At 72.2% G+C, this 20,895-nt stretch carries 10 protein-coding genes; 4 read left to right on the top strand and 6 right to left on the bottom strand.

The genetic code is table 11. From position 1 onward, the window contains the following. Window positions 1–78: 78 nt before the first annotated feature. The 6 genes from VI078_13455 to VI078_13430 all read right to left on the bottom strand — a co-directional run bounded on the left by VI078_13455 (window position 79) and on the right by VI078_13430 (window position 9,958). Window positions 79–2,133, bottom strand: coding sequence for an adenylate/guanylate cyclase domain-containing protein (locus VI078_13455; GenBank protein HEY6000290.1), 2,055 nt, complete (start codon window positions 2,131–2,133; stop codon window positions 79–81). Between the two features lie 92 nt (window positions 2,134–2,225). After that, window positions 2,226–3,782, bottom strand: a complete 1,557-nt coding sequence (locus VI078_13450; protein HEY6000289.1) for a hypothetical protein — start codon at window positions 3,780–3,782, stop codon at window positions 2,226–2,228. Then, window positions 3,779–5,377 carry a tetratricopeptide repeat protein gene (locus VI078_13445; GenBank protein ID HEY6000288.1) on the bottom strand — a complete coding sequence of 533 codons (1,599 nt, stop codon included), beginning with the start codon at window positions 5,375–5,377 and terminating at the stop codon, window positions 3,779–3,781. Before VI078_13445 ends, VI078_13450 begins: the two co-directional genes overlap by 4 nt. A 14-nt stretch (window positions 5,378–5,391) precedes the next feature. Further along, window positions 5,392–7,113 (bottom strand): tetratricopeptide repeat protein, encoded by a 1,722-nt coding sequence (locus VI078_13440; protein HEY6000287.1) that lies wholly within the window; start codon window positions 7,111–7,113, stop codon window positions 5,392–5,394. A gap of 68 nt (window positions 7,114–7,181) precedes the next feature. Continuing rightward, window positions 7,182–8,900: a tetratricopeptide repeat protein gene (locus tag VI078_13435; GenBank protein ID HEY6000286.1), complete on the bottom strand. Its 1,719-nt coding sequence runs from the start codon at window positions 8,898–8,900 to the stop codon at window positions 7,182–7,184. Between the two features lie 8 nt (window positions 8,901–8,908). Continuing rightward, window positions 8,909–9,958, bottom strand: coding sequence for a methionine synthase (locus tag VI078_13430; GenBank protein ID HEY6000285.1), 1,050 nt, complete (start codon window positions 9,956–9,958; stop codon window positions 8,909–8,911). 101 nt (window positions 9,959–10,059) lie between these two features. On the opposite strand from VI078_13430, the gene VI078_13425 reads away from it, so the two are divergent. The 4 genes from VI078_13425 (at window position 10,060) to VI078_13410 (ending at window position 20,895) form a co-directional block, all read left to right on the top strand. Continuing rightward, complete coding sequence (locus tag VI078_13425; protein HEY6000284.1) at window positions 10,060–10,755, top strand: Crp/Fnr family transcriptional regulator; 696 nt, start codon at window positions 10,060–10,062, stop codon at window positions 10,753–10,755. A gap of 718 nt (window positions 10,756–11,473) precedes the next feature. After that, the gene (locus VI078_13420) at window positions 11,474–12,289 is read left to right on the top strand and encodes a 4Fe-4S binding protein (protein ID HEY6000283.1); all 816 of its coding nucleotides are present in this window, start codon (window positions 11,474–11,476) and stop codon (window positions 12,287–12,289) included. Window positions 12,290–12,396: 107 nt separating this feature from the next. Beyond that, complete coding sequence (locus VI078_13415; GenBank protein HEY6000282.1) at window positions 12,397–13,608, top strand: multiheme c-type cytochrome; 1,212 nt, start codon at window positions 12,397–12,399, stop codon at window positions 13,606–13,608. Window positions 13,609–13,776: 168 nt separating this feature from the next. Beyond that, complete coding sequence (locus VI078_13410) at window positions 13,777–20,895, top strand: hypothetical protein (GenBank protein HEY6000281.1); 7,119 nt, start codon at window positions 13,777–13,779, stop codon at window positions 20,893–20,895.

The following is a 20,895-nucleotide window of genomic DNA, read 5'->3' as shown; positions in this document are numbered from 1 at the left end:
TTGCCTCCTTCGTTGTCGGAAAGACACTGCCCGTACCGTAGCACAGGCGCCAGGCGAAGACAAAGCGGAAGCGGGCCCTCACCCCCCGGGTTGCGGCACGTCGCCCCCGCCGATGACCTCGGACGGCTCGCCGTGGTCCCGCGGCGTGACGCGGTAGACGCCGACGGCTTCCTCCCTGCCCTTGACGGCGACCTGCACGGGGCCCTCGAGGACGACGTGCCCGAAGCCCCGGCCTGCGAGCAGCGGTCGCAGGCGTTCGAACGTGCCCGCCGCGATGAGGATCCGGGCGCGCAGCGGCTTCGTCAGCTCCTCGACGCGCGAGCAGAGGTTCACCTGGTCGCCGATGACGGTGTAGTCCATCTTCTTGCCCTCGGCGCCGATGTTGCCCACGAGCACGGTGCCGCTGGTCACCCCGATGCCGATCTCGAGCGGAGGCCGTCCCGCCGCGGTCCACGCGGCGTTGAGCCGGTCGAGCCGGGAGCACAGGTGCAGGGCGCAGCGCAGCGCGCGCTCGGCGTGGTCCTCCTGCGGCAGCGGCGCGCCCCAGAAGGCGAGGATGGTGTCCCCGATGAACTTGTCGAGGGTCCCCTCCCAGCGGAAGACGACCTCGGTCATGGCCCCGAGGTACTCGTTGAGCGTCGCGACGACGCGCTCGGGCGGGTGTTTCTCGGAGAAGCCGGTGAAGCCCCGGATGTCCGCGAAGAGGATGGACACCTCGCGGCGCTCCCCGCCGAGCCGCGCCATCGCCGGGTCCGCGATGAGCCGCTCGACGACGCGCTCGGTGACGTAGCTCGAGAACAGCCCCCGCATGCGGCGCGCAACCCGCCGCTGCGCCTGGAACTGGCGCGCGACGGTCGCGCCACCGGTGGCCAGGACGAGCGCGAGCGGATAGCACAGCGCCACGTCGACCCCGCGCAGGAAGAGCCCGGTGGCGCCGGCGGCGAGCGCCGCCGCCAGCGCGGCCAGGGCCAGCAGCGAGAGCGCGCCGCGGCGCCCGCGGCAGAGCAGGGGGACAGCGGCGCCCGCGGCGAGCACCACCAGGACGTTGAGGCCCGGGGAGGCCTCGCGGCGGAAGTCGCGGCGGAGGATGTTCGCCGCGACGGTGGCGCTGCGCTCCACGTCGGGCAGCTCGTCCGTGAACGGGGTCCCGACGAGGTCGTACGAGGCGATGCCGGTCGTGCCGACGAAGACGACCGCGCCCTCGAAGGCGCCGGGGTCCGTGTCGCCCTCGAGGACCGCCGTCGCCGCGTATCGCGGCAGCGACCCCTCGGGGCCGTAGTAGTTGACGGTGAGCCGCCCGCGCCGGTCGGCGGGGATCGTCGTGCCGCCCAACGAGACAGACCCGTCTCCGCGGATCCCCACCGCGCCGGCCGGCAGCCCCTCGGCGAGGCGCGCGGCCTGCAGGGCGAGCGACGGGACCAAGGCGCCGTCGTAGCGCAGGTAGAGGATCTCCCGGCGCGCCACGCCCCTGCCGTCGCGCTCGTAGCGCGCGTGACCCACCGACGCGGCCCGCGCGGCCGGCCCGTACCCCGGCAGCGGGCCCGCGGCCTCCAGCGGCTCGAGCAGCCGCGGCTGCTCGACGCGCGTGATCACCGACTCGCCGAGCCATGCCGGGTCCTCGCCCGCGCGCGCCGTCCCGGTCCTGAAGTCGACGCCGACCGCGATCCGGCCGCGCAGCCCCGAGAGCGCCTCGACGAAGCTGCGGTCCTCCCACGGCTCGCCCTCCCCGGGCGGGGCGAGCGCGAGCGCGATCGCCCGCGGCCCGCCGCCGGCGATCCTCTGGAGCAGCGCGCTGATGCGCACGGAGTGCCAGGGCCAGGCGCCGTAGCGGTCCTCGCTCGCCTTGTCGATCGCGACGACGACGACGCGCGGGGACTGGGTCGCCGAGCCGCCGCCCGCGCGCGGCCGCCGGCGCCAGTCGGCGTCGGCCCCCGTGAGCTGCCACCAGGCGTTGCGCGCGTGGAAGCGCAGGTCGAGGAGCGGGCCCTCGATGCGTTCCTCGACCGGCGCGGGTCGCCAGAGGGCGAGCACCGCCGCCACGGCGACGACGAGGCAGTGGGCGGCGACGGCGACGCGCGCCAGGCCCGACGGGCCAGAGGGCGCTCTCGCAGGCTTCTTCGACGGAACAGGCACTCTGAAGGATCACCTCCCGGCCGGCGGCGGACCTCCCCGGAAGGTAGAAGCCGCCGGTGCATTCGTCAAGCGTTCCGCCGCGGCCGTTGGCGTCAGCGGCCCGGCGGGGCAGGCGAGACGGGCGGGCCGGCGGGCGCATGCCTCAGTGCCGTCGCGCGCGCCACGACCATGAGCTGGCGGACCTGGTCGTCGCCCGGCAGCATGCGCTGGGCGATCCCGAGGGCCTCCACCGCCTCCGGGTACAACCGCTGCCCCATCAGCGCGCGGGCGAGGTCCAGGTAGCGCCCCGGCTCCCGGTCGGGTCGGATGCGCTGGGCCTGCAGGGCGTGGAGCAGCGCCTCGCGCGTGCGCCCTGCCTCGGCGAGGGCGACGGCCAGGTTGTCGTGCGCCACGTAGTTCTCGCGCGTCGCGACCAGGGCGTGCTCGAAGAGCGTGACGCTCGAGCGCCAGACGCCGACCTGGCTGCGCGCCTGGGCGCCGAGGACGAGGAGGATCGCCGTGCACGCCGCGGCGGCCAGCGCTTCGCCGTGCCTGCTGCGCCGCACCGCGGCGGCGAGCCACCAGGCGGCGGCGATCGCCGGCCCCGCGAGCGGGATGTACATGTAGCGATCCGCCATCGCCTGCGCACCGACCTGGACGACGCCCAGCACCGGCGAGAGCGTGACCAGGTACCAGAGCCATCCGGCGGCCAGGTGCGGCCGGCTGCGCGCGCCGCGCACGGCCATGAGCGTGACGGCGACGAGCGCCGCCGCGGCCGCAAGGACCGCCGCCGTGCCGAGCGCTGCGCCCGGGTGCGGGTAGAAGACGGCGAGGTCGCGCGGCCAGAGCGCCTTGTCGAGATAGCGCGCCAGGCTGACCAGCGCGTTGCCGGCGCGCTGCGCGAGGGGGTACTCCTCGAGGCTCTTCATCGCCCCGCCCCGGGCCTGCGCCACGAGCGTCACGGCGACCGACGCGACCGACAGCGCGAGGAAGGGGAGCTTCTCCGCGAGCACCCGTGCCGGCGGCTCGCGGCCACCGGCGCCGCCGCCCGACGCCGCGCCCGGGCGCAGCCTCCCGAGCGGCCAGAAATCGAGCAGCAGCAGCACGGCGGGCAGGGTCACCAGCATCGGCTTCGCCATCAGCCCGAGCCCGTGCAGGAGCAGCACGGCGAGGTAGCGCGGCGCGCTCTTGCGCGCCAGATAGCGCCGGTACGCCAGGAGCGCCAGCCACAGGCAAAGCCCGGCGAGCAGGTCCTTGCGCTCGGCCACCCAGGCGACGGACTCGACGTGCAGCGGGTGGACGCCGAAGACCCCCGCCGCGAAGGCGCTGCTCCAGACCGCCCCGGTCAGCCGGCGCAGCAGCAGGAAGAGCGCCAGCGTGTTCGCGACGTGGAGCAGGAGGCTGACGAGGTGGTGCCAGCGCGGCACCCTGCCGAAGAGGGCGACGTCGAGCGCGTGCGAGAGCCAGGTGAGCGGGTGCCAGTTGGACGCGGTGAAGCCGGTGAACGCCCAGCGGGCGATGTGCGCCGCCCCCGCGTCCAGGTTCGCGTTGGCCGTGACGTACTTGTCGTCGTCGTAGTTGACGAAGCCGTTGTCCAGGACGGGCAGGAAGCAGACGAGCACCAGCACCAGCAGCAGCAGCGCCGCGCCGGCGGCCGGCGCGGCTCTCACGGCGCCCCCCCCGCGCCGACGAACGGCGCGAGGCGCTCCGCGGCCTCGGGGTCCACCGCGCGCAGCTCCCGCCAGACCGAGAGCGCCTGCGTCCGCTCGCCCAGCGAAAGGAGCGCCGTCGCGAGGTTCAGGTACGGGTCCGCGTACGTCGGCGAGAGCTCGATGGCGCGCCTGAACGCCGCGACCGCGGCCGCGCGGCCTCCCGTGCGCGAGAGCGCCACCCCGAGGTCGTTCTGCGCGTGCGGGTCCGCGGGGTTCAGCTCCACGGACCGCGTCAACTGGGCCAGCGCCTCGGGGAACCTCCCCTGGCGCAGCAGGGCCTGCCCCAGCTGGTAGCGCGCGTCGCCGTTGTCCCGCGTGACCGCGAGCGAGCGGGTGAAGAGTGTGACGCCGTCGTGCCAGTAGCCGATCTGCGCCCACGAGGCGGCGGCCCACGCCGCCAGCAGGGCGCACGCGGCGGCGGCGACGGCGCGGCCACGGCGGAATCGCCGCGCGACGCCGCCGCAGCCCCACGCGACGGCCAGGAAGACGCCTGTCAGCGGCAGGTAGGTGTAGCGGTCGGCCCTGGCCTGGTTGCCGACCTGGACGATCCCGATGACCGGCAGCAGCGTCACCAGGTACCAGCCCCAGCCCGTGGCCATCCAGGGCGCGTCGCGCAGCCGGCGCGCCGCGGCCGCCGTGACCCCCGCCAGCAGGAGGGCGGCGCCGGCGGCGCCCCACCACGGGATGCCGTCGACGGGGTAGGGATAGTGGACGGCGAGGCCGGCGGGCCAGAGCGCCCCGCCGAGGTAGGCGACGAGCGAGACCAGGGCGTTCTCCGCCCGGAGCGACGCCGGGTACAGGCGGTTGATCGACCCGCCCGCGGCCTGGGCGCGCAACGCCAGCAGGGCCGCCGCCGCGGCGAGCGCCGCGAGCGGCGCCTTCTCCAGGACGAGGCGACCCCAGGCCGGGCAGCTGCCGTCCCCGCCGGCTCGCGCCCGCGGTTTCGGGAAGCCGGGCGCGCGTCCAAGCGGCCAGAAGTCCAGGAGCAGCAGCACGAGCGGCAGCGTCACGACCATCGGCTTCGAGAGCAGCCCCAGCGAGAAGAGGGCAACGGCCGCGAGGTAGCGCGCGAGGCCGGGCCGGCGCGCGTAGCGTACCCAGGCGAGCAGGGCCGCGAACCAGAAGAGGGCCGAGAGCACGTCCTTGCGCTCGGCCGCCCACGCCACCGACTGGACGTGCAGCGGGTGCAGGGCGAACGCGCCCGCGACGAAGGCCGGCGCCGCCAGCGCGCCCGTCGCCGCCTCCAGGGCGAGGAACAGCAGCACCGCCGCGGCCGCGTGCAGGCCGGCGTTGACGAGGTGCGGGCCGCGCGGGTCGCCGCCGAAGAGCTGCGCGTCGAGCATGTGCGAGAGCCACGTCAGCGGGTGCCAGTTGTAGGCGTGGAATTCCGTGAAGGCCCAGCGCACTCCCGCCGCAGAGAGTCCGCCGGCGACGCGCGGGTTCATGACGACGTACTGGGCGTCGTCGTAGAGGAGGAACTCGTTGGCGCCGGTGCGGGAGAAGATCGCGAAGGTCGCCGCGGTGAGGACCAGGCAGAGGGCGCCGCGACGCACCGGCAGCCCTCGCCCTAACGGGCCCGGGGCGCCTGCGCCTGCTGCAGGTTCCACCGGTAGAGCGGGGAGCCCGGCTGCAGGCGCACCGCCTGGCTGAACGCGGCCTCGGCCTCGGGCAGCGCCCCGAAACGGAAGGCCGCGTTGCCCAGGTCGTTCCAGACGTCGGCGCGGTCCGGCATCAGGCGCGCGGCGGCGCGGAACGTCGCGAGGGCCGCCGGCACGTCGCCGGCGAGCGCGAGGGAACGCGCGAGCAGGAGCGTGGCCTCCGCCTTCGCGGGGTTGAGGTGCAGCGCCATGCGCAGTTCGCTGATGGCTTCGGCCGTGAGGCCGGCCTCGGCGAGGGCCAGCCCGAGGTTGTAGCGCATGTCCGCCGAGGCGGTGTTGCCCCGGACCGCCTCGCGGTAGTGCGCGACCGCGGCCTGCGCGTCGCCCCGCTTGCGCGCCTCCGCGCCGAGGAAGCTGTGCGCGAGCCAGTTGTCCCGCGTCACCGCCAGGGCGTGCCGGAAGAGCGTCTCGTTGGAGCGCCAGTAGCCGGCCTGGAGCGAGCCGGCGGCGGCGAGGGCCAGGAGCGCAACCGCCGCAGGCGCGGCCAGCGCCGTCGGGGCGCGATGCAGGCGCGCGGCGAGGGCCGGCGCACCCCACGCCGCGACAATCGCCAGGCCGATCATGGGCAGGTAGAGGTAGCGGTCGGCGCGGGCCTGGCCGCCGACCTGGATCAGGCCGATGACGGGCAGGAGCGTGACGAGGTACCAGCCCCACCCGGCTGCCAGCCAGGGCGCGCGGCGCGCGAGCGCGAGCGCCGCGGCGGACAGGCACAGCAGCAGGAGCGCCGCCGCCGCCGTCTCCGAGGCCGGCGGCGCCTCGAGGCGGAAGGAGTAGTAGGCGGCGAGGCCGGCGGGCCAGAGCGTCTTGCCAAGGTAGACGGCGTAGGAGATCGCCGCGTTTGCCGCGCGCCAGGCCAGGCGGTAGACCTCGCCCGAGGCGAGCGCGCCGCTGTCGCGCTGGGCGAAGATCGCCAGCAGGCTGCCGGCGGCGGAGATCGCCAGCAGCGGCACCTTCTCGAGGAGCGGCGCGCGCCAGCGGCCGCCGCCGCGCGCGGCGGGCCCGAGGCGGCCCAGCGGCCAGAAGTCGAGCAGCAGCAGGACCGCCGGCAGCGTGACCACCATCGCCTTGGCCGCAAGCCCGAGGGCGAAGAGCAGGCAGACGAGCAGGTACCGCGCCACGCTCCGTCGGGCGGCATAGCGGACGTAGGCCGCGGTCGCGAGCAGCCACAGCAGCGCGCTGAGCACGTCCTTGCGCTCCGAGACCCACGCCACGGACTCGACGTGGAGCGGGTGCACCCCGAAGAGCGCGGCGGCGAACGCGCCCGGCCAGAGCGTCCCCGTGAGCCGGCGCAGCACCAGGAGCACGAGCACCGTGTTGACCGCGTGGATGACCACGTTGACCAGGTGCGGGGGCCCGGGCCGGAGGCCGAAGAGGCTGACATCGAGCAGGTGGGAGAGCCAGGTGAGCGGGTGCCAGTTCGCGGTGTAGGTCGCCGTGAGGGCCCAACGGGCGCTCTCGACGCTCAGGCCGCCGGTGACGCGGGGGTTGCCGAGGATGAAGCCGCCGTCGTCGAACACGAAGGCGAATCCCCCCGCGTGCCGGTAGACGCCGGCGACCGCGAGCGCCAGGACCGCCGCAACCGCCGCGGGCAGCGCGAGCGGGCGCGGGCGCGTCGGAGAAGCGTCCTTCACGTCCATGGTCTGCCCGAGGCCCTCGCCCGCGGGGTCGCGCCCTCGCCGGTCACCGGGGCCGAAGGCGGTCAGGGCCGCGTCGCCGCGGGCGCACCGGACGTCAGCGCCTTGCGGCGGAGCGTCTCGCCGAGGGCGGCGCTGGCGCCGGGGTAGCGGGGGGCGATGGCGAGGGCGGCGCGCAGGTGGCTCTCGGCCTCGGCGTACTTGCCCATGCCCGAGAGGGCGACCCCGAGGTTGTAGTGGGTGTCGGCGATGTAGATCCCGACCCGCCCCTCGTCCTCGTAGCACTTCAGCGAGCGCAGCAGCGGGATCACCGCTTCCGTGAAGCGGTCCTGCTTGACGAGGGCGACGCCGAGGTTGTAGTGGGCGTTGCAGTGCTCCGGGTTGACCCGGGCCGTTTCGCGCAGCCACTTGATCGCCTCGTCGATCCGGTTCGCCTGCATGAGCGCAGTGCCGTAGTTGTTCAGGACCAGGTAGTTGTCGCGGGTGCGGTCCACGGTGTAGGCGAAGAGCCTGAGGCTGTCCCTCCAGTACCCGGTGTAGGTCCAGGCCACGGTCCCCAGCAGCGCGAGCACGAGGAGGAATCCGGCACCCAGCGCGCGCCGCAGGCCGGCACGACGCGGCCAATTGGCGGCCGCCAGCCAGACGAAGGCGATCGCGATGCCCGTGGTCGTGAGGTACGTGTAACGGTCGCTGCGCTCCTGGCCCCCCACCTGGACCAGCCCGATCACCGGCACGAGCATGCCCGCGTACCAGAACCAGCCCATCGGCAGAAACGGCCGGCGCTTGGCATACACAATCACCACGGCGGTGATGGCGACAAGGATGGCCGCGGCGACGATGGAGGCCGCCGGGGATACGGCCACGGCGCCTCCCTCGGTCGGGTACGGATAGAGGAACGCAAGCTGCGCGGGCCAGACGAAGCTCCCGAGGTACTTCACGTAGGAGAGGGCGGCGTTGCCGAGGCGCGTCAGGAACGCCGGCTTCACGATCGGCAGCACGTCCGTCGTCTGCGCCCACACCGTCAGCAAGCTCCAGGCGGCCGAAAGCAGGAGCAGCGGCAGCTTCTCGAGCGCCGGCCGAACCCACGGGCGCTCCCGGAAGGCCGTGGCCGTCGCGCCGCCGGTCCCGGCGGCGCGGAACCGGCCGAGCGGCCAGAAATCCAGGAGCAGCAGCGCGAAGGGGAGCGTCACGAGCATCGGCTTCGCGAGCAGGCCCAGGAAGAAGAGGCCGAGCACCGCGAGGTGCCGGGGCGCGAGGCCGAAGTCCGCAAGCGTCCTGCCGATGCCGGGACGGCGCACCGCGCGCACGTACGCCGCCAGCGCGAGCAGGCCGAAGAGCGTGGAGAGCACGTCCTTGCGCTCGGAGGCCCAGGCGACCGACTCCACGCGCAGCGGGTGCAGGGCGAAGAGGGCCGCGACCGCGGCGCCCGGCCGGAACGCGCCGGTGGCCGAGATCAACACCCCCGCGAGCAGCACCGCGTTTGCGGCGTGGAATGCGACGTTCATCACGTGGTGCCCGCCCGGGCGCAGGCCGAAGAGCGAGACGTCGAGCATGTGCGAGAGCCACGTGAGCGGGTGGTAGTTGCCGGCGTGGGCGCCATCGAAGGCCCAGCGCAGGCCGTGGAGGGTGAGGCCGTCCTGCACCTCCGACACGGTGTAGATGTAGGAGTCGTCGTCGTAGGCGATGAACTGGTGGTCGTAGACTTGGCCGTAGATGGCGAAGACCGCCACGACGAGCGCCGCGGCGAGCAGGAGAAACCGCGGCGTCCTCAGGGCGCCCGCCACGGCCGGCCTCACGCGGGTTGCCGCCGCAGACGCGCCGAGATCTCGAGCGTCAGTCGCAGCGCCGCCTCGGCCTGCGCGGGCGAGAGGCTCCCCAGGCCGCAGGAGGGCGTCACGATCCCCTGCCGGACAAGGGTCTCCCGGGCGATCCCGGCCGCCCCGAGCCGGGCGAAACCGCCCTCGAGCCGCTCGATGAGCCCCGCGGCGGTCTCGGTTCCCGTGGAGCCGCTGGTCGGCACGATCCCCCACGCCAGCGCGCCGCCGCGCGCGAGGAACGCGGCGACCTCCGCGGGGAACAGCAGCACCCGCTCGAGGTAGTCGAAGGCGTCGAAGTTCACGATGTCCACCTGCGTCCCGAAGAGCAGGGGCCAGTCCGCGTTGCCGCAGCAGTGGATGCCGGCGATGCCGCCGCCCTCGTGGATCGCCGCGATGACCTCCTCGAGCTTCTCCGCGACGAGCTCGGGCGCGGCCGCGGAGAACGCCGAGCCGAGGGTCTCCATCGCCGGCTCGTCGATGAAGACGATCACCGGCCGGCCGAAGCGGCCGAGGACCTCGACCTGCCAGGCCGCCTTCAGCGCCAGGTTCTTGACGACGACGTCGAAGAGCAGCTCGTTGTGGATGATGTCGCGGCCCTGTTCATCCTTGAGCGAGAGCCCCGCGGTCAGCGGTCCGGTGACGTGGCCCTTGAGAAAGCGGGCGCCCGGCGGCGGCCCGCCCGTCTCGAGCGCGCGCAGCAGCGCGTGCAGCCCGGCGGCGTGTGCCTCCGAGATCGCGAAGTGCCCGAGGTCCCGCGCGAGGTAGCGCTCGAAGAAACGCTCGAGCTCGCCGGTGAGATCGCGGGAGGAATCGATCGAGAAGCTCTCCCGCGCGGGGTCCTCGACGAGGCCGGGGAGGCCCTCGGCGTACTGGCCGCCCATGTGCTCGCGATATCCGCGCTTCGGCAGCTGCGGCCAGATCGGCGCTTCGGGGAGGTAGCGCAGTGCGAGCGCCACGGCCGCAGCCGGGTCCGTCAGGGGCAGGCTGCCGATCCCCGTGGCCAGGAAATTGAAGTCGTGCGTCATCCCGCGGGCCCTCTCTTCAGTCGTCGAAACCGTTGATCGCCCGCGGATTATAGCACCGCGGCCGCTCGTCCCGCCGGCCCGCGTGCTATAGTCGCGCCGTCATGGGCAAGGGCGCACCGGGCCTCGCGGAGATTCTGCGCCGGGCCCCGATCTTCTCGGGGCTCGACCCCGAGGACCTCGCGGCGCTCGCGGCGATGGCCACGCTGCGGGAGGTGCCGCGGGGCGGGGCGCTCTTCGCCGAGGGCGACGAGGCGAAAGGCTTCTTCGTCTGCGCCTCGGGCAAGCTCAAGGTCTTCAAGACCGCGCCGGACGGGCGCGAGCAGATCCTGCACTTCATCTTCCCGGGCGAGACCTTCGCCGAGGTCGCCCTGTTTGTCGGGCGCTCCTATCCCGCCTCGGCGCAGGCGCTCGAGGCCAGCGGGGTGGCCTTCATCCCGCGCGAGGAGCTGTTCCGCCTGGTCAAGAAGCGCACGGACATCGCGTTCAAGCTGCTTGCCGGCTCGGCGCTGTGGGTGCGGCGGCTGACGGACCTGATCGCGGAGTACTCGAAGGCCGTGCCCTCGCGGCTCGCCGGTTACCTGCTCGCGGAGGCGCTGCGGCAGCGGCCGACCGCGCTCGCCGACGGGGCGCGGGTGCGCCTGGCGGTGAACAAGGGGGAGCTGGCCGCGCACCTCGGGACGGTGGCGGAGACGCTGTCGCGGGCGTTCGCGAAGCTGCGCGACGAGGGCGTGATCGAGGTCGAGGAGCGCGAGATCACGATCAAGGACCTCGCCGCCCTCCGCGACCTGGCTTCCTGACGTTTCCGTCCCGTTCCCGTGCCGGGCCACGGCCCGGGGTCGCCTGTTCACTTCCGTCTCGCCCTGGCGCTGTCGGGCGAGTGCGCGAGGCGGCGGGCCCGCTCCCTCGGTCGTGGGTTTCCGCGGCCTACCGGCGAATGGTCCGGGGGCTCGCGGGCTGTAACTCGCCCTGCGGGCTCAAACAACAGCCCGCGTCCCTGCGGGACCGCCCTCGGCCCGTTCGCCGGCTTCACGGCCGCTCCACTCTATCTCCCTGCGGGAGCAAACCCGCCGCCTCGCTGAAGCCAACGCTAACAGCGGGCACGTTCACTGAGCGGGGGCGGGGCGGTGACGGGCGGACGCATGGTGGAGCGCGAGGGAACCTGGGCGGCCGGACCGGAGCGGCCCGTAGGGCGAAACGCATTGTTTGAGCCCCGCAGGGGCGAGTTATGCGTTTCGAGCGGAGGACCGGACAGGCCCAGGTCGAGCGCGTAACGAAGCGGCCGCACGGCACCGCCCCGCCCCCGCGGGCACGCGGACCGAACGGAACAGGCGTCCTCGGGTCGTGGCCCGGCCTGGGAACGTCCGGACCGCGTTGCGGCGGGTGCGGTGCGCGATTCGCGGACAGGACCTATGTTTGACCCAAGTCAAAGACCCGTTCCGGGACGGGTGCTACGTTTCCCTCCGACAGCGACACCGCAACGACGCGGCCGCCGCGGGCGGCAGGAGGAGACGGAAGATGAAGCGCAAGATCGTCCACATCGACGCGGAGAAGTGCAACGGCTGCGGACTGTGCGTCCCGAACTGCGCCGAAGGCGCGATCCAGGTGATCGACGGCAAGGCCCGCCTCGTGGCCGAGAACCTCTGCGACGGCCTCGGGGCCTGCCTGGGCGAGTGCCCCGAAGGGGCGATCACGATCGAGGAGCGCGACGCCGACGCCTTCGACGAGACGGTGGTGGAGAAGCACCTCAAGGCGATCGGCCGCGAGCCGGCGCCCGCCCACGGCGGGCACCACCACGGCCACCATGGGCACCACGAGGGGCACCACGCGCACCGCGGGCACGGCCACCACGGCGGCGGGTTCGTCTGCCCATCCTCGCGCGCCATCGTCCACGAGCGTCCGGCGACGGCGGGCGCTCCCGCCGGCGAGGTCCGCTCCGAACTCGGCCACTGGCCGGTCAAGCTGCAGCTGGTCGGCCCCGGCGCGCCGTTCTTCCGCGGCAAGGAGCTGGTCGTCGCCGCGGACTGCGCGCCGGTGGCGTTCGGCGACTTCCACCGGCGGTTCCTCAAGGGCGCGTCGGTCGTCATCCAGTGCCCGAAATTCGGCGAGCAGGACTTCGTGATCCCGAAGCTCGCCGGGATCATGGCCGAGGGCGGCATCACGGGCGTCACGGTCGTCAGGATGGAGGTCCCCTGCTGCGGCGGCCTCTCCTGGGCGGTGCAGAAGGCGATCCAGCTCTCGGGGCGGGCGGACCTGCCGGTGCGCGAGGTGGTCGTCGGCGTGCGCGGCGACGTCGTCTCCGAGCGCGCCCAGACCACGGGCGTCCCCGTCTAGCACGGCGCAAGGGTCCCGTCAGGCGTCTTCAAGGTGGGGGCGGGCAGCGGCCCGCCCCCGTGTTCGCGGGCAACCGCAGTCCACCACCACACGCAGGGAGGGAAGGGATGAAGAAGGCAGCGGCATTGACCATGGCGGCGATCGGCCTGCTCGCGCTCGCGGCGGGACCGGCGGCGGCCGCCGACAGCGCGTGCATCACCTGCCACGAGAAGGTCAGCCCGGGCATCGTCGCGGACTGGAAGAAGAGCGCGATGAACGACGCGATGGGTTGCGAGGAGTGCCACGGCACCGCGCACACCAGCGAGAAGGACGCCACCAAGGCGGCGCTCCCGACCCCGGAGACCTGCAAGAAGTGCCACGCCAAGCAGTACGACGGCTACATGGCCGGCAAGCACTCCAAGGGCTGGGTCGCGATGGCCGCGATGCCGACCAACAGCCTCCAGCCGCACCCGTACATCTCGGGCCTCAAGGGCTGCGGGGGCTGCCACCGCGTCGGGGTCAAGCCGGAGGCGGAGAAGCAGTACAACCGCTACGGGATGGGCTGCAACTCCTGCCACACCCGCCACGTCTTCTCGAAGGCCGAGGCGAGCAAGCCGCAGGCCTGCCAGACCTGCCACATGGGCTTCGACCACCCGCAGTGGGAGATGTGGTCGACCTCCAAGCATGGCTCGATCGCGCTCTCGACCAACGATACCGGCCGCGCCCCCGTCTGCCAGACCTGCCACATGCCCGGCGGCGACCACGGCGTGAAGACCGCCTGGGGCTTCCTCGCGCTGCGGCTGCCGGAGGACGACGCCGAGTGGATGGGCTACCGCGCGACGATCCTCAAGGCGCTGCGGGTGCTCGACGTCGACGGCAAGCCGACCGCGCGGCTCGACGTCGTGAAGGCCGGGGACGTCGCCCGGCTGACCAAGGAGGCGTTCGACGCCGAGCGCGGGAAGATGGAGAAGGTCTGCTCGCAGTGCCACAGCGCCTCGTTCTACAAGCAGAACCTCAAGGAAGCCGATGCGATGGTCAAGGAGGCCGACAAGATCATGGCCGAGGCGATCGAGATCGTCGCCGGGCTCTACAGGGACGGCATCATCAAGCCGGCCGAGGGCCAGCCAGCCTACCCGGACCTCCTGACCTTCTACGACGCGACGACGCCCGTGGAGCAGACGCTCTACGTGATGTTCCTCGAGCACCGCATGCGGGCGTTCCAGGGCGCGTTCCACATGAACCCCGACTACGTGACCTGGTACGGCTACGCGGAGCTGAAGAAGGACCTCGTCGAGATCAAGGCCGACGCCGCCTCCATGCGGGCGGAAGCGAAGAAGTAGCGCCGTCCCCGCTCGCACCGGCGCGGGCAGGAAGGCACAGGACGGATCCAGAGGGCGGGCCCCGGCAAGGGACCCGCCCTCTATCCGTTTGTCCGTTGCCGCGAAGTCCGTAACTCTCGTGTAACCTTTCCGTCAATTTCTGGTAATATCAGTCAGGATTAGGCGAGTATGACTATGGCGGATACGGTGCAACAAGGACCGCCGCCGCGAAGCCTCCTGCTCCTCGCGGGGTGCTTGGTGACGCTCGTCGCCCTCGCCGCGGCGCGCCCCCCCGCCGCACAGGCCGCGCACGACGCCGGCGAGGCTTGCTACGCCTGCCACACCCTGGATGAGACCGAGGGCGCTGCGGGCACCAGCTTCATCAACAGGCTGGTCCGCACCTTCCCGCTGATCGCGCAGTACGCCGGGCTGCCGGCCGGCCAGAGCCCCCCGAGACTCGGCTGCACCTTCTGCCACAACGACAGCGGCCGGACGGGGACGATGAAGCCGGCGCTCAGCGACTTTCGGAGCCGGACGTCCTTCCACCCCGTGGGGTACGACTTCCGGGGCGCGGGCAGCGATACGCGCAACGAGTTCCTCAGCACCCTCGATTCCGCGACGAGCTACGAGCTCGATTGCGTCGATTGCCACGATCTCGTCAGCTGCGCGGATGGCCGCGACGACCCGGCGACCACGACCGTCGACGAGGGCAGCGATGGCAACGCCGCGACCTCGCGTGGCGGGCCGGCGGACAAGTACCCCGAACACGGACCTCCGGCGGACCCGGTGGGCAACCCGTTCATGCTCAAGAGCGTCACGGCGGCCGGCGAGTACGACACGCTGTGCCGGACGTGCCACAGCAGCGACGCTGCGCAGACGATCAAGGGCGTGAGCATGCGGCTGCTGGCGCACGCGGACGGGCGCGCGGGGCGTCCGCTCCGCGAGAACGACAGCACGGTGCTGCGCACCGCCGACCTGGACGCGAACGGCGCGGCGGACGTCACCGGCCTGGCGATGACGGCGCAGTGCACGGTCTGCCACGATACGCACTACTCCTCGAACCGGCGGCTGTTCAACGACGGGCACGAGCAGCACAAGACCGGGACCGGGATGACGGCGGACACGCCGGTGGTCAGCGGGGACTGCACGAGCGTGTGCCACTACGCGGGCGACTGGAACAACCTGGCCGACGGGGGGAACTACTACAAGCACGGCCACGGCATGGCGCAGAGCACCTACCGGTACAAGAACGCAGCGCCTGACGCGAGCGGCACCGAGGTCACGATGGGCTACACCTGCACCGCGTGCCACGTGGGGCTGGACCCGGCGCAGAAGCCGCACGCGAACGACACGTCGGGGTCGACGGACCAGGACCGGTACCTCCGGAAGTTCAACCTCAGCGGCACGCTGCAGGCGTGGGACACGGGCTCGGCGATGGGCAACCCGCTGGTGGGCATCTGCATCTCCTGTCACCAGAGCTACCAGGCGCACCAGACGGCGAGCGCCGGCGGGGTGGGCTGCCAGGACTGTCACGACGAGCACGCCGAGGGGGTGGGAACCACCTCGAACGTGATGATGATCCCGGAGAAGGCCAAGAGGGCCGGGTACTACAAGGCGCCGCTGTCCCAGTTCGCGAACAGGGCCGGCACGGAGACGGTCGTCTACGACACGCCCAAGTGGGACCTTGCCTCGACGGGGGACTACCACGCCAACTCCACGACCATCCTCGACTTCTTCCGCACCGGCGACGCGAACGGCGTCTGCGACGTCGCCGATTGCCATGGGAGCGGGTACTCGCCGCTGTCGGCGTGGATCAACTCGCCGAGCACCACGCACAAGGGCGGGCAGCAGGCTCCGGGGACCGACTGCAACACGTGCCACAGCCACAACAAGGATGCGCTGGGGGGCTGGCGGGCGCAGTCCTCCTGCAACGACTGCCACGCGGCCAACGGCCGCAGCCACCTCGGGACGACCAAGAGCCAGGCGACGCACGACGCGCACGTCGCCTCGGGCTACGTCGCAGGCTGCCAGGTGTGCCACCCGCACGACGGCCGGTCGCAGCCGCCGGGGACGGGCATCCACGGGACGGGCGGGACGGTGAACTTCGGCGGTTCGTACATGACGGCGGCGTTCGACTACACGAGCGCCTTCGACACGGAGGCGAACTGCGACGGCGCGGCCAACGGCTGTCACAACAGCTCGGGCGGCGCGGGCGCGTGGAGCGCGACGACGCTGGCCTCCTGCGCCGACTGCCACGCCGCGAGCGGCAAGATGCTGTACGCCAGCGGGATCCTCAGCGGCTGGCCGCTGACGTCGGGCGAGCACACGCCGCACCTGAACAACAGCGCGTACGTGTCCGGGGGCTGCAGCGATTGCCACGGCGCGGGGGCGGCGGCGGGACGGCACGCAGCGCACTTCAACGGCAGCCACGACGTTGCGTTCCCGTACACGCCGGCGACGGGCGTGTGCGCGAATACCTGCCACGCGGTGACGGACGGGCGCGACTGGACGAGCGCGACGACGCTGGCCTGCCTGGACTGCCATGACGGCAGTTACATCGGCGGCGGCGCGAACGCCCCGGTGAGCGGGCTGCACGCCGTGACACCCAGCGTCACGGGCAACAGCCACGACGGCTCCTGGGACGCCGACGGCGCGGACGGCCCGGTCGTGGGCGACTGCGCCACGTGCCACACGACAACGCCGACGGAGCCGGCGGCCAACCACATCGACGGCGTGTTCGACGCCAGCGTCGGGTCCCTCGACGGCAGCCTCCCGAGAGTCCATCTCGACTCGAGCGTCGGCTTCGTCGACGCCGCTACGCCCACCTGCGGCCCGAACGGCGGCGCCTTCGCGACGTGCCACGGCCCGACGGTGAACAACGGCGACGCCGGGAGTTGGAGACGTCGCTGGGACACGAGCGCGGCCAACACCGACGGGACGGAGTGCGCCAATTGCCATGGCGGGTTCGCAAATGACTGGACCTTCGGCGGCGGCGCGCACAACGGCGCGGACAACTCCGTCGAGCACGGGTACAACTGGGACGGCGACGCCTCGTCCGAGCTCCTGGCGGCCGGGACGCACCAGACCTGCAGAACCTGCCACGGGGCGAACTCCCGCAGCGACAGGCACGCCGGTTACACGGCGGGGGCGAACTTCTGGAACCCGCGGGATGGCTCGGGCATGCACGGAGATGGCGCCATCCAGATGAACGGCCCGCAACCCTCGACCGGCACCGGGTACGACGAGGCGAACTTCGGCTGCAGCAACGCCGCGGTCTGCCACGGGAACGACGCCGGGCACCGGCTCGAGAACTCGAACTGGAGCGTGTCCGCGGTCAATTTCGGCGGGGCCTCGTGCACGAGTTGCCACGGCTACCCGCCGACGGGTGCCGCCGACGGGGGCGCGAACTACAACCTGCACGCTGCCGGCGCCGAGGCGGTCTATCACGACTCGATCACGCCCGGGAACACCGCCGCGCTCAAGGGCAACCACAACGAGTGTGGGATCTGCCACGGCGTGAAGGCCAACGGCACCCTGGACGGCTTCGTCGTGCAGGACCCGGCCGTGCTCAACGGCAGCTACACCTACGTGCCGGCCACGGACCACCGGGACGGCAGCGTGACGATGAACGACGACGGCAACGCCGCCTCGACCGACGACGCGAACTACAACCCGTCCAGTGGCGGCTGCGCCAACGCCGCCTGTCACCTGGACGACGCCAGCCACCGGATCGGCCCGGCGGCCGGGACCATGCCGACCGTCAGCCCGCTGCGCGCCCGCGACATCGGTCCGGGCAGCTGCAGCGCCTGCCACGGCACAAGCGGCGCGAACGTCTACCCGGACGGCGGCGTGCAGAACGGTTCGGGTTACGAGAACCGCCCCGGCGCGCACCAGAAGCACGTCGCGGCGATCGTGGCCGGCAACCCGGGGACGAGCGCGGACAACGCCAGCACGTGCAACTGGTGCCACCCCGGCGGCGCTCACTCGGGCGACCAGTCCGCCCCGCCCGCCGACGTCATGGACGGCGTGAGCAGCAGGTTCAAGACGATCACGGGCGGCACCGACGCCGACGGCGCCTTCGTCGCGGCCTCGAGCACCTGCACGAACGTCGACTGCCACGCCGGCTCGACGACGCCGGGCTGGTACTACACGCCGGACACGGCGCCTCCGGCCTGGTCCCCGAACTCCGGCATCGCCGCCACGAACCCCAACCTGGGCGGGGTCTTGAACGTGACCTGGAACGCGGCCACCGACGCCTACCCCTCGAACCCGGTCAGCTACGATCTCTATGCCTCAACGACGAACTCCGCGGCCGCGGTCTTCGTCGGGCCGCCCATCGCCACGGACTTGACGGGGACGAGCACCACGGTGACGGGACTCACGGTCGGCACGACCTACTACTTCGGCGTCCGCGCCAAGGACAACTGGGTCACCAGGAACGAGACCACCAACACCGACATCTCCGCCGGCGTGGCGCCGGGGGCGGCAACCCCTCCGACGAGCTCACAGACGGTCTACTACCTCACCAAGCCCGCCGGCGCCACCAACCTCTGGGGCTCGGTCAACACGAACCTGAGCCTGACCTGCGGGACTGCCACCGCCAACCTCGCGGTCAGTGGCGCACCCCTGTGGAACGCGGTGCCGACGCCCGCGGCACCGCCGGCGGGCCTGGGGCTCCTGACCACGGCGAAGAACTGCGGAACGGAAAGCACCGAGAACTACATGGCATCGGACGCCACGCCGTGGAGCTATCAGTGGCGCAACTTCGCCGGGTTCTACAGCGCGCCGTACGCGAACAAGACCCGGGTCACCGGATCGGCCACCGGGAACACTTTCGGCTTCCAGGGTGAGCTCAACCTCTCCTACCTCGAACAGGTGCTTGTGGTCTTTGCCGCGGTGGACGCCAGCGGAAACCACACGGCGGACATGACGCGGTACGTGCAGACGGGGGGGCTCACCACCGCGATGGCCGCCTACTCGCTCAATCTGAGTCCCCTCGCGGTGACGGTGCCGGCGGGCAGCCGTCTGGCGATCCTCTTCTACTACTACAACTACTTCTACGGTTCCGTGAACCACCGGATCGCCTACGACAGCTACCCGGGAATCGCGAACCAGGTCACCCTCAACGAGACAATCCTGGACACCTTTCCGCCGACGTGGAACGGAGGCGTCTCCGGGATCGCGGCGCAGGACGCCAGCACGGACGGCGTGGTCCAGGTCTCCTGGAACAGCGCCACCGACCCCGGGCTGGCAACCACCCCCCCGGTCTTCTATGATCTCTACCGCGTCCAGAACGCCTCCTGCGCCGGGCTCTGGGACGGCATCAACCTGTATCGGCCCGGCCTGGGCTCGACCTCCTTCCAGGACACGGGGCTCGCGAACGGCCTCACCTACTGCTACGGCGTGCGCGCCAGGGACAGCGCAGACCCGTTGAACGCCACCAGCAACGACGCCCAGTCGGCGACGGCGACCCCCTCCCGGGGCCCCGCCTTCGGCTGCGAGAGCTGCCACGCCTCCCCGCCGACATCGGGGCCCAGCGCAGGCAGCCACGCCGCGCACGCGAACAGCGACACGGACTACACGGAGTGCAACTCGTGCCACCCCGGGACGACCTCCTACACGAACAGCCACCAGGATGGCGCCGGGCAGCTGGCCTTCGACGGCACGGCCGCCACGGCCGCATACAACGGCAGCCAGCTTTCCTACACCGACAACGCAGTGGTGATCTACAACGACCCCGACGGCTTCGGCATCCTCACCGGCAGCGCCGGCGACGGGATCGACGACGGGACCTGCGCCGGCACGCCGGCCAGCACCTGTCATGGCGCGGCGACGCCGGCCTGGGGAAGCACGACGGTGGCCTGCTCCTCCTGCCACAATGGCGGCGGCGGGACCCTCGCCCCGGTCGTCACGATGGCCAGCTCGCACATCACGGCACCCGGGGGGTCGGGCACCTGCAAGGACTGCCACGCCGGTCACTACAAGGGAGTGCGGATTCCCCTGCCGCCCACCAGCTGGAGCAATCCCAACCTCGGCTCCACGAACATGCGGACCCAACTGGGCATCGCCTACGCCGGGGGGATCGGCCTCGGCGGCCCGGGCACGGTGGCCTCCATCAACGGAAGGGCCAACGAGGCCGACATCTGCTGGGGGTGTCACGAGGGCGTGGCGACCCCCGTCAGTGAGTGGGGCTACAACACGAAGACGACTCCCGTCGGATTTCCGGTCGCCACCTTCCCAACATCGGACGGCAACCAGGAGTCCGAGGACCACGGCTGGCTCTACACCTCGTCGTCCTACGCAACCAAGGCCTCCGATTGGACGCAGGGCTTTTGGATGTCCGCCTACGACTCGCGCCTGAAGCGTCGCGTCGCGTCGGTGCACACCGCGAGCTTCGACGCCGCCGGGCAATCCTCGAGCGTGGCCGCCAACGTCCGCGGGAACGGGATGGTCGAGCGGACCTCCCCGACCCTGGAGCCCAAGGGGACGATCCGCTGTTCGTACTGCCACGACGTCCACGACACCTTCGGCCCCAGTGGGAAGCCCTACCTCCGGGGCACCTGGGTGGGCAACCCCTATCCACCCGAGCTTCCGCCCCGCAGCACGTACACGTACACGACCCAGGTCGGCAGATACAGCACGACGCCCCGGGGCCTGAGCACGTCGCGGGACAAGGGCGGGTACTTCATCGACCAGAACAGCAACTGGCCGACGAAGAACGCGGCGATGGACACCGTGGACGAGACGGCGGGGCTCTGCGCCCTGTGCCACGGCGCGAATGTGGACACGATGGACTACTACGGCAGCTCCAAGCTCTGGCTTCCCGGGATGACCAACGGCCACAGCAACTCCTGCCTGGGGGGGACGGGTGCGTCCAAGGTGGACCTCTTCTCCGGCAACCGCGACCCGGTCAATGCCGTTTGCGGGATGGGCCTGCAGATGGGCTGCTCGAGCGGCTGCGACAACGGGAATTATCCCTTCTCCCAGTCGTGCACCTCCAAGCAGTGCCCGCCCTCGGGCTGCGGCTGGGTCGTCGCGAACAGCGGGTGGTACGGCGCGGACTACGCCAACTGGTACGGCAGCGGCACCGTCGGCGGCGCCGACGGGCCGGGCAGCAAGGCCCACGCGTTCACCTGCTCCAAGTGCCACAGCCCGCACGCCAGCGGGCTGCCGGCGCTGCTCATCCAGAGCTGCATCGACACGGGCCTCAGCACCTGGGGGGTCAGCGGCGCCAACCTCGCGGCCAACAACTGCCACCGCAAGACCTCGACGACGGACGGCTGGCATATCCTGGCCCCCGGGCAGTGA

Source organism: bacterium (assembly GCA_036524115.1).
Lineage (GTDB): Bacteria > JAUVQV01 > JAUVQV01 > JAUVQV01 > DATDCY01 > DATDCY01.
The sequence above is the reverse complement of the archived record's forward strand: the minus strand, read 5'-3'. Positions and strand labels throughout refer to the sequence as shown.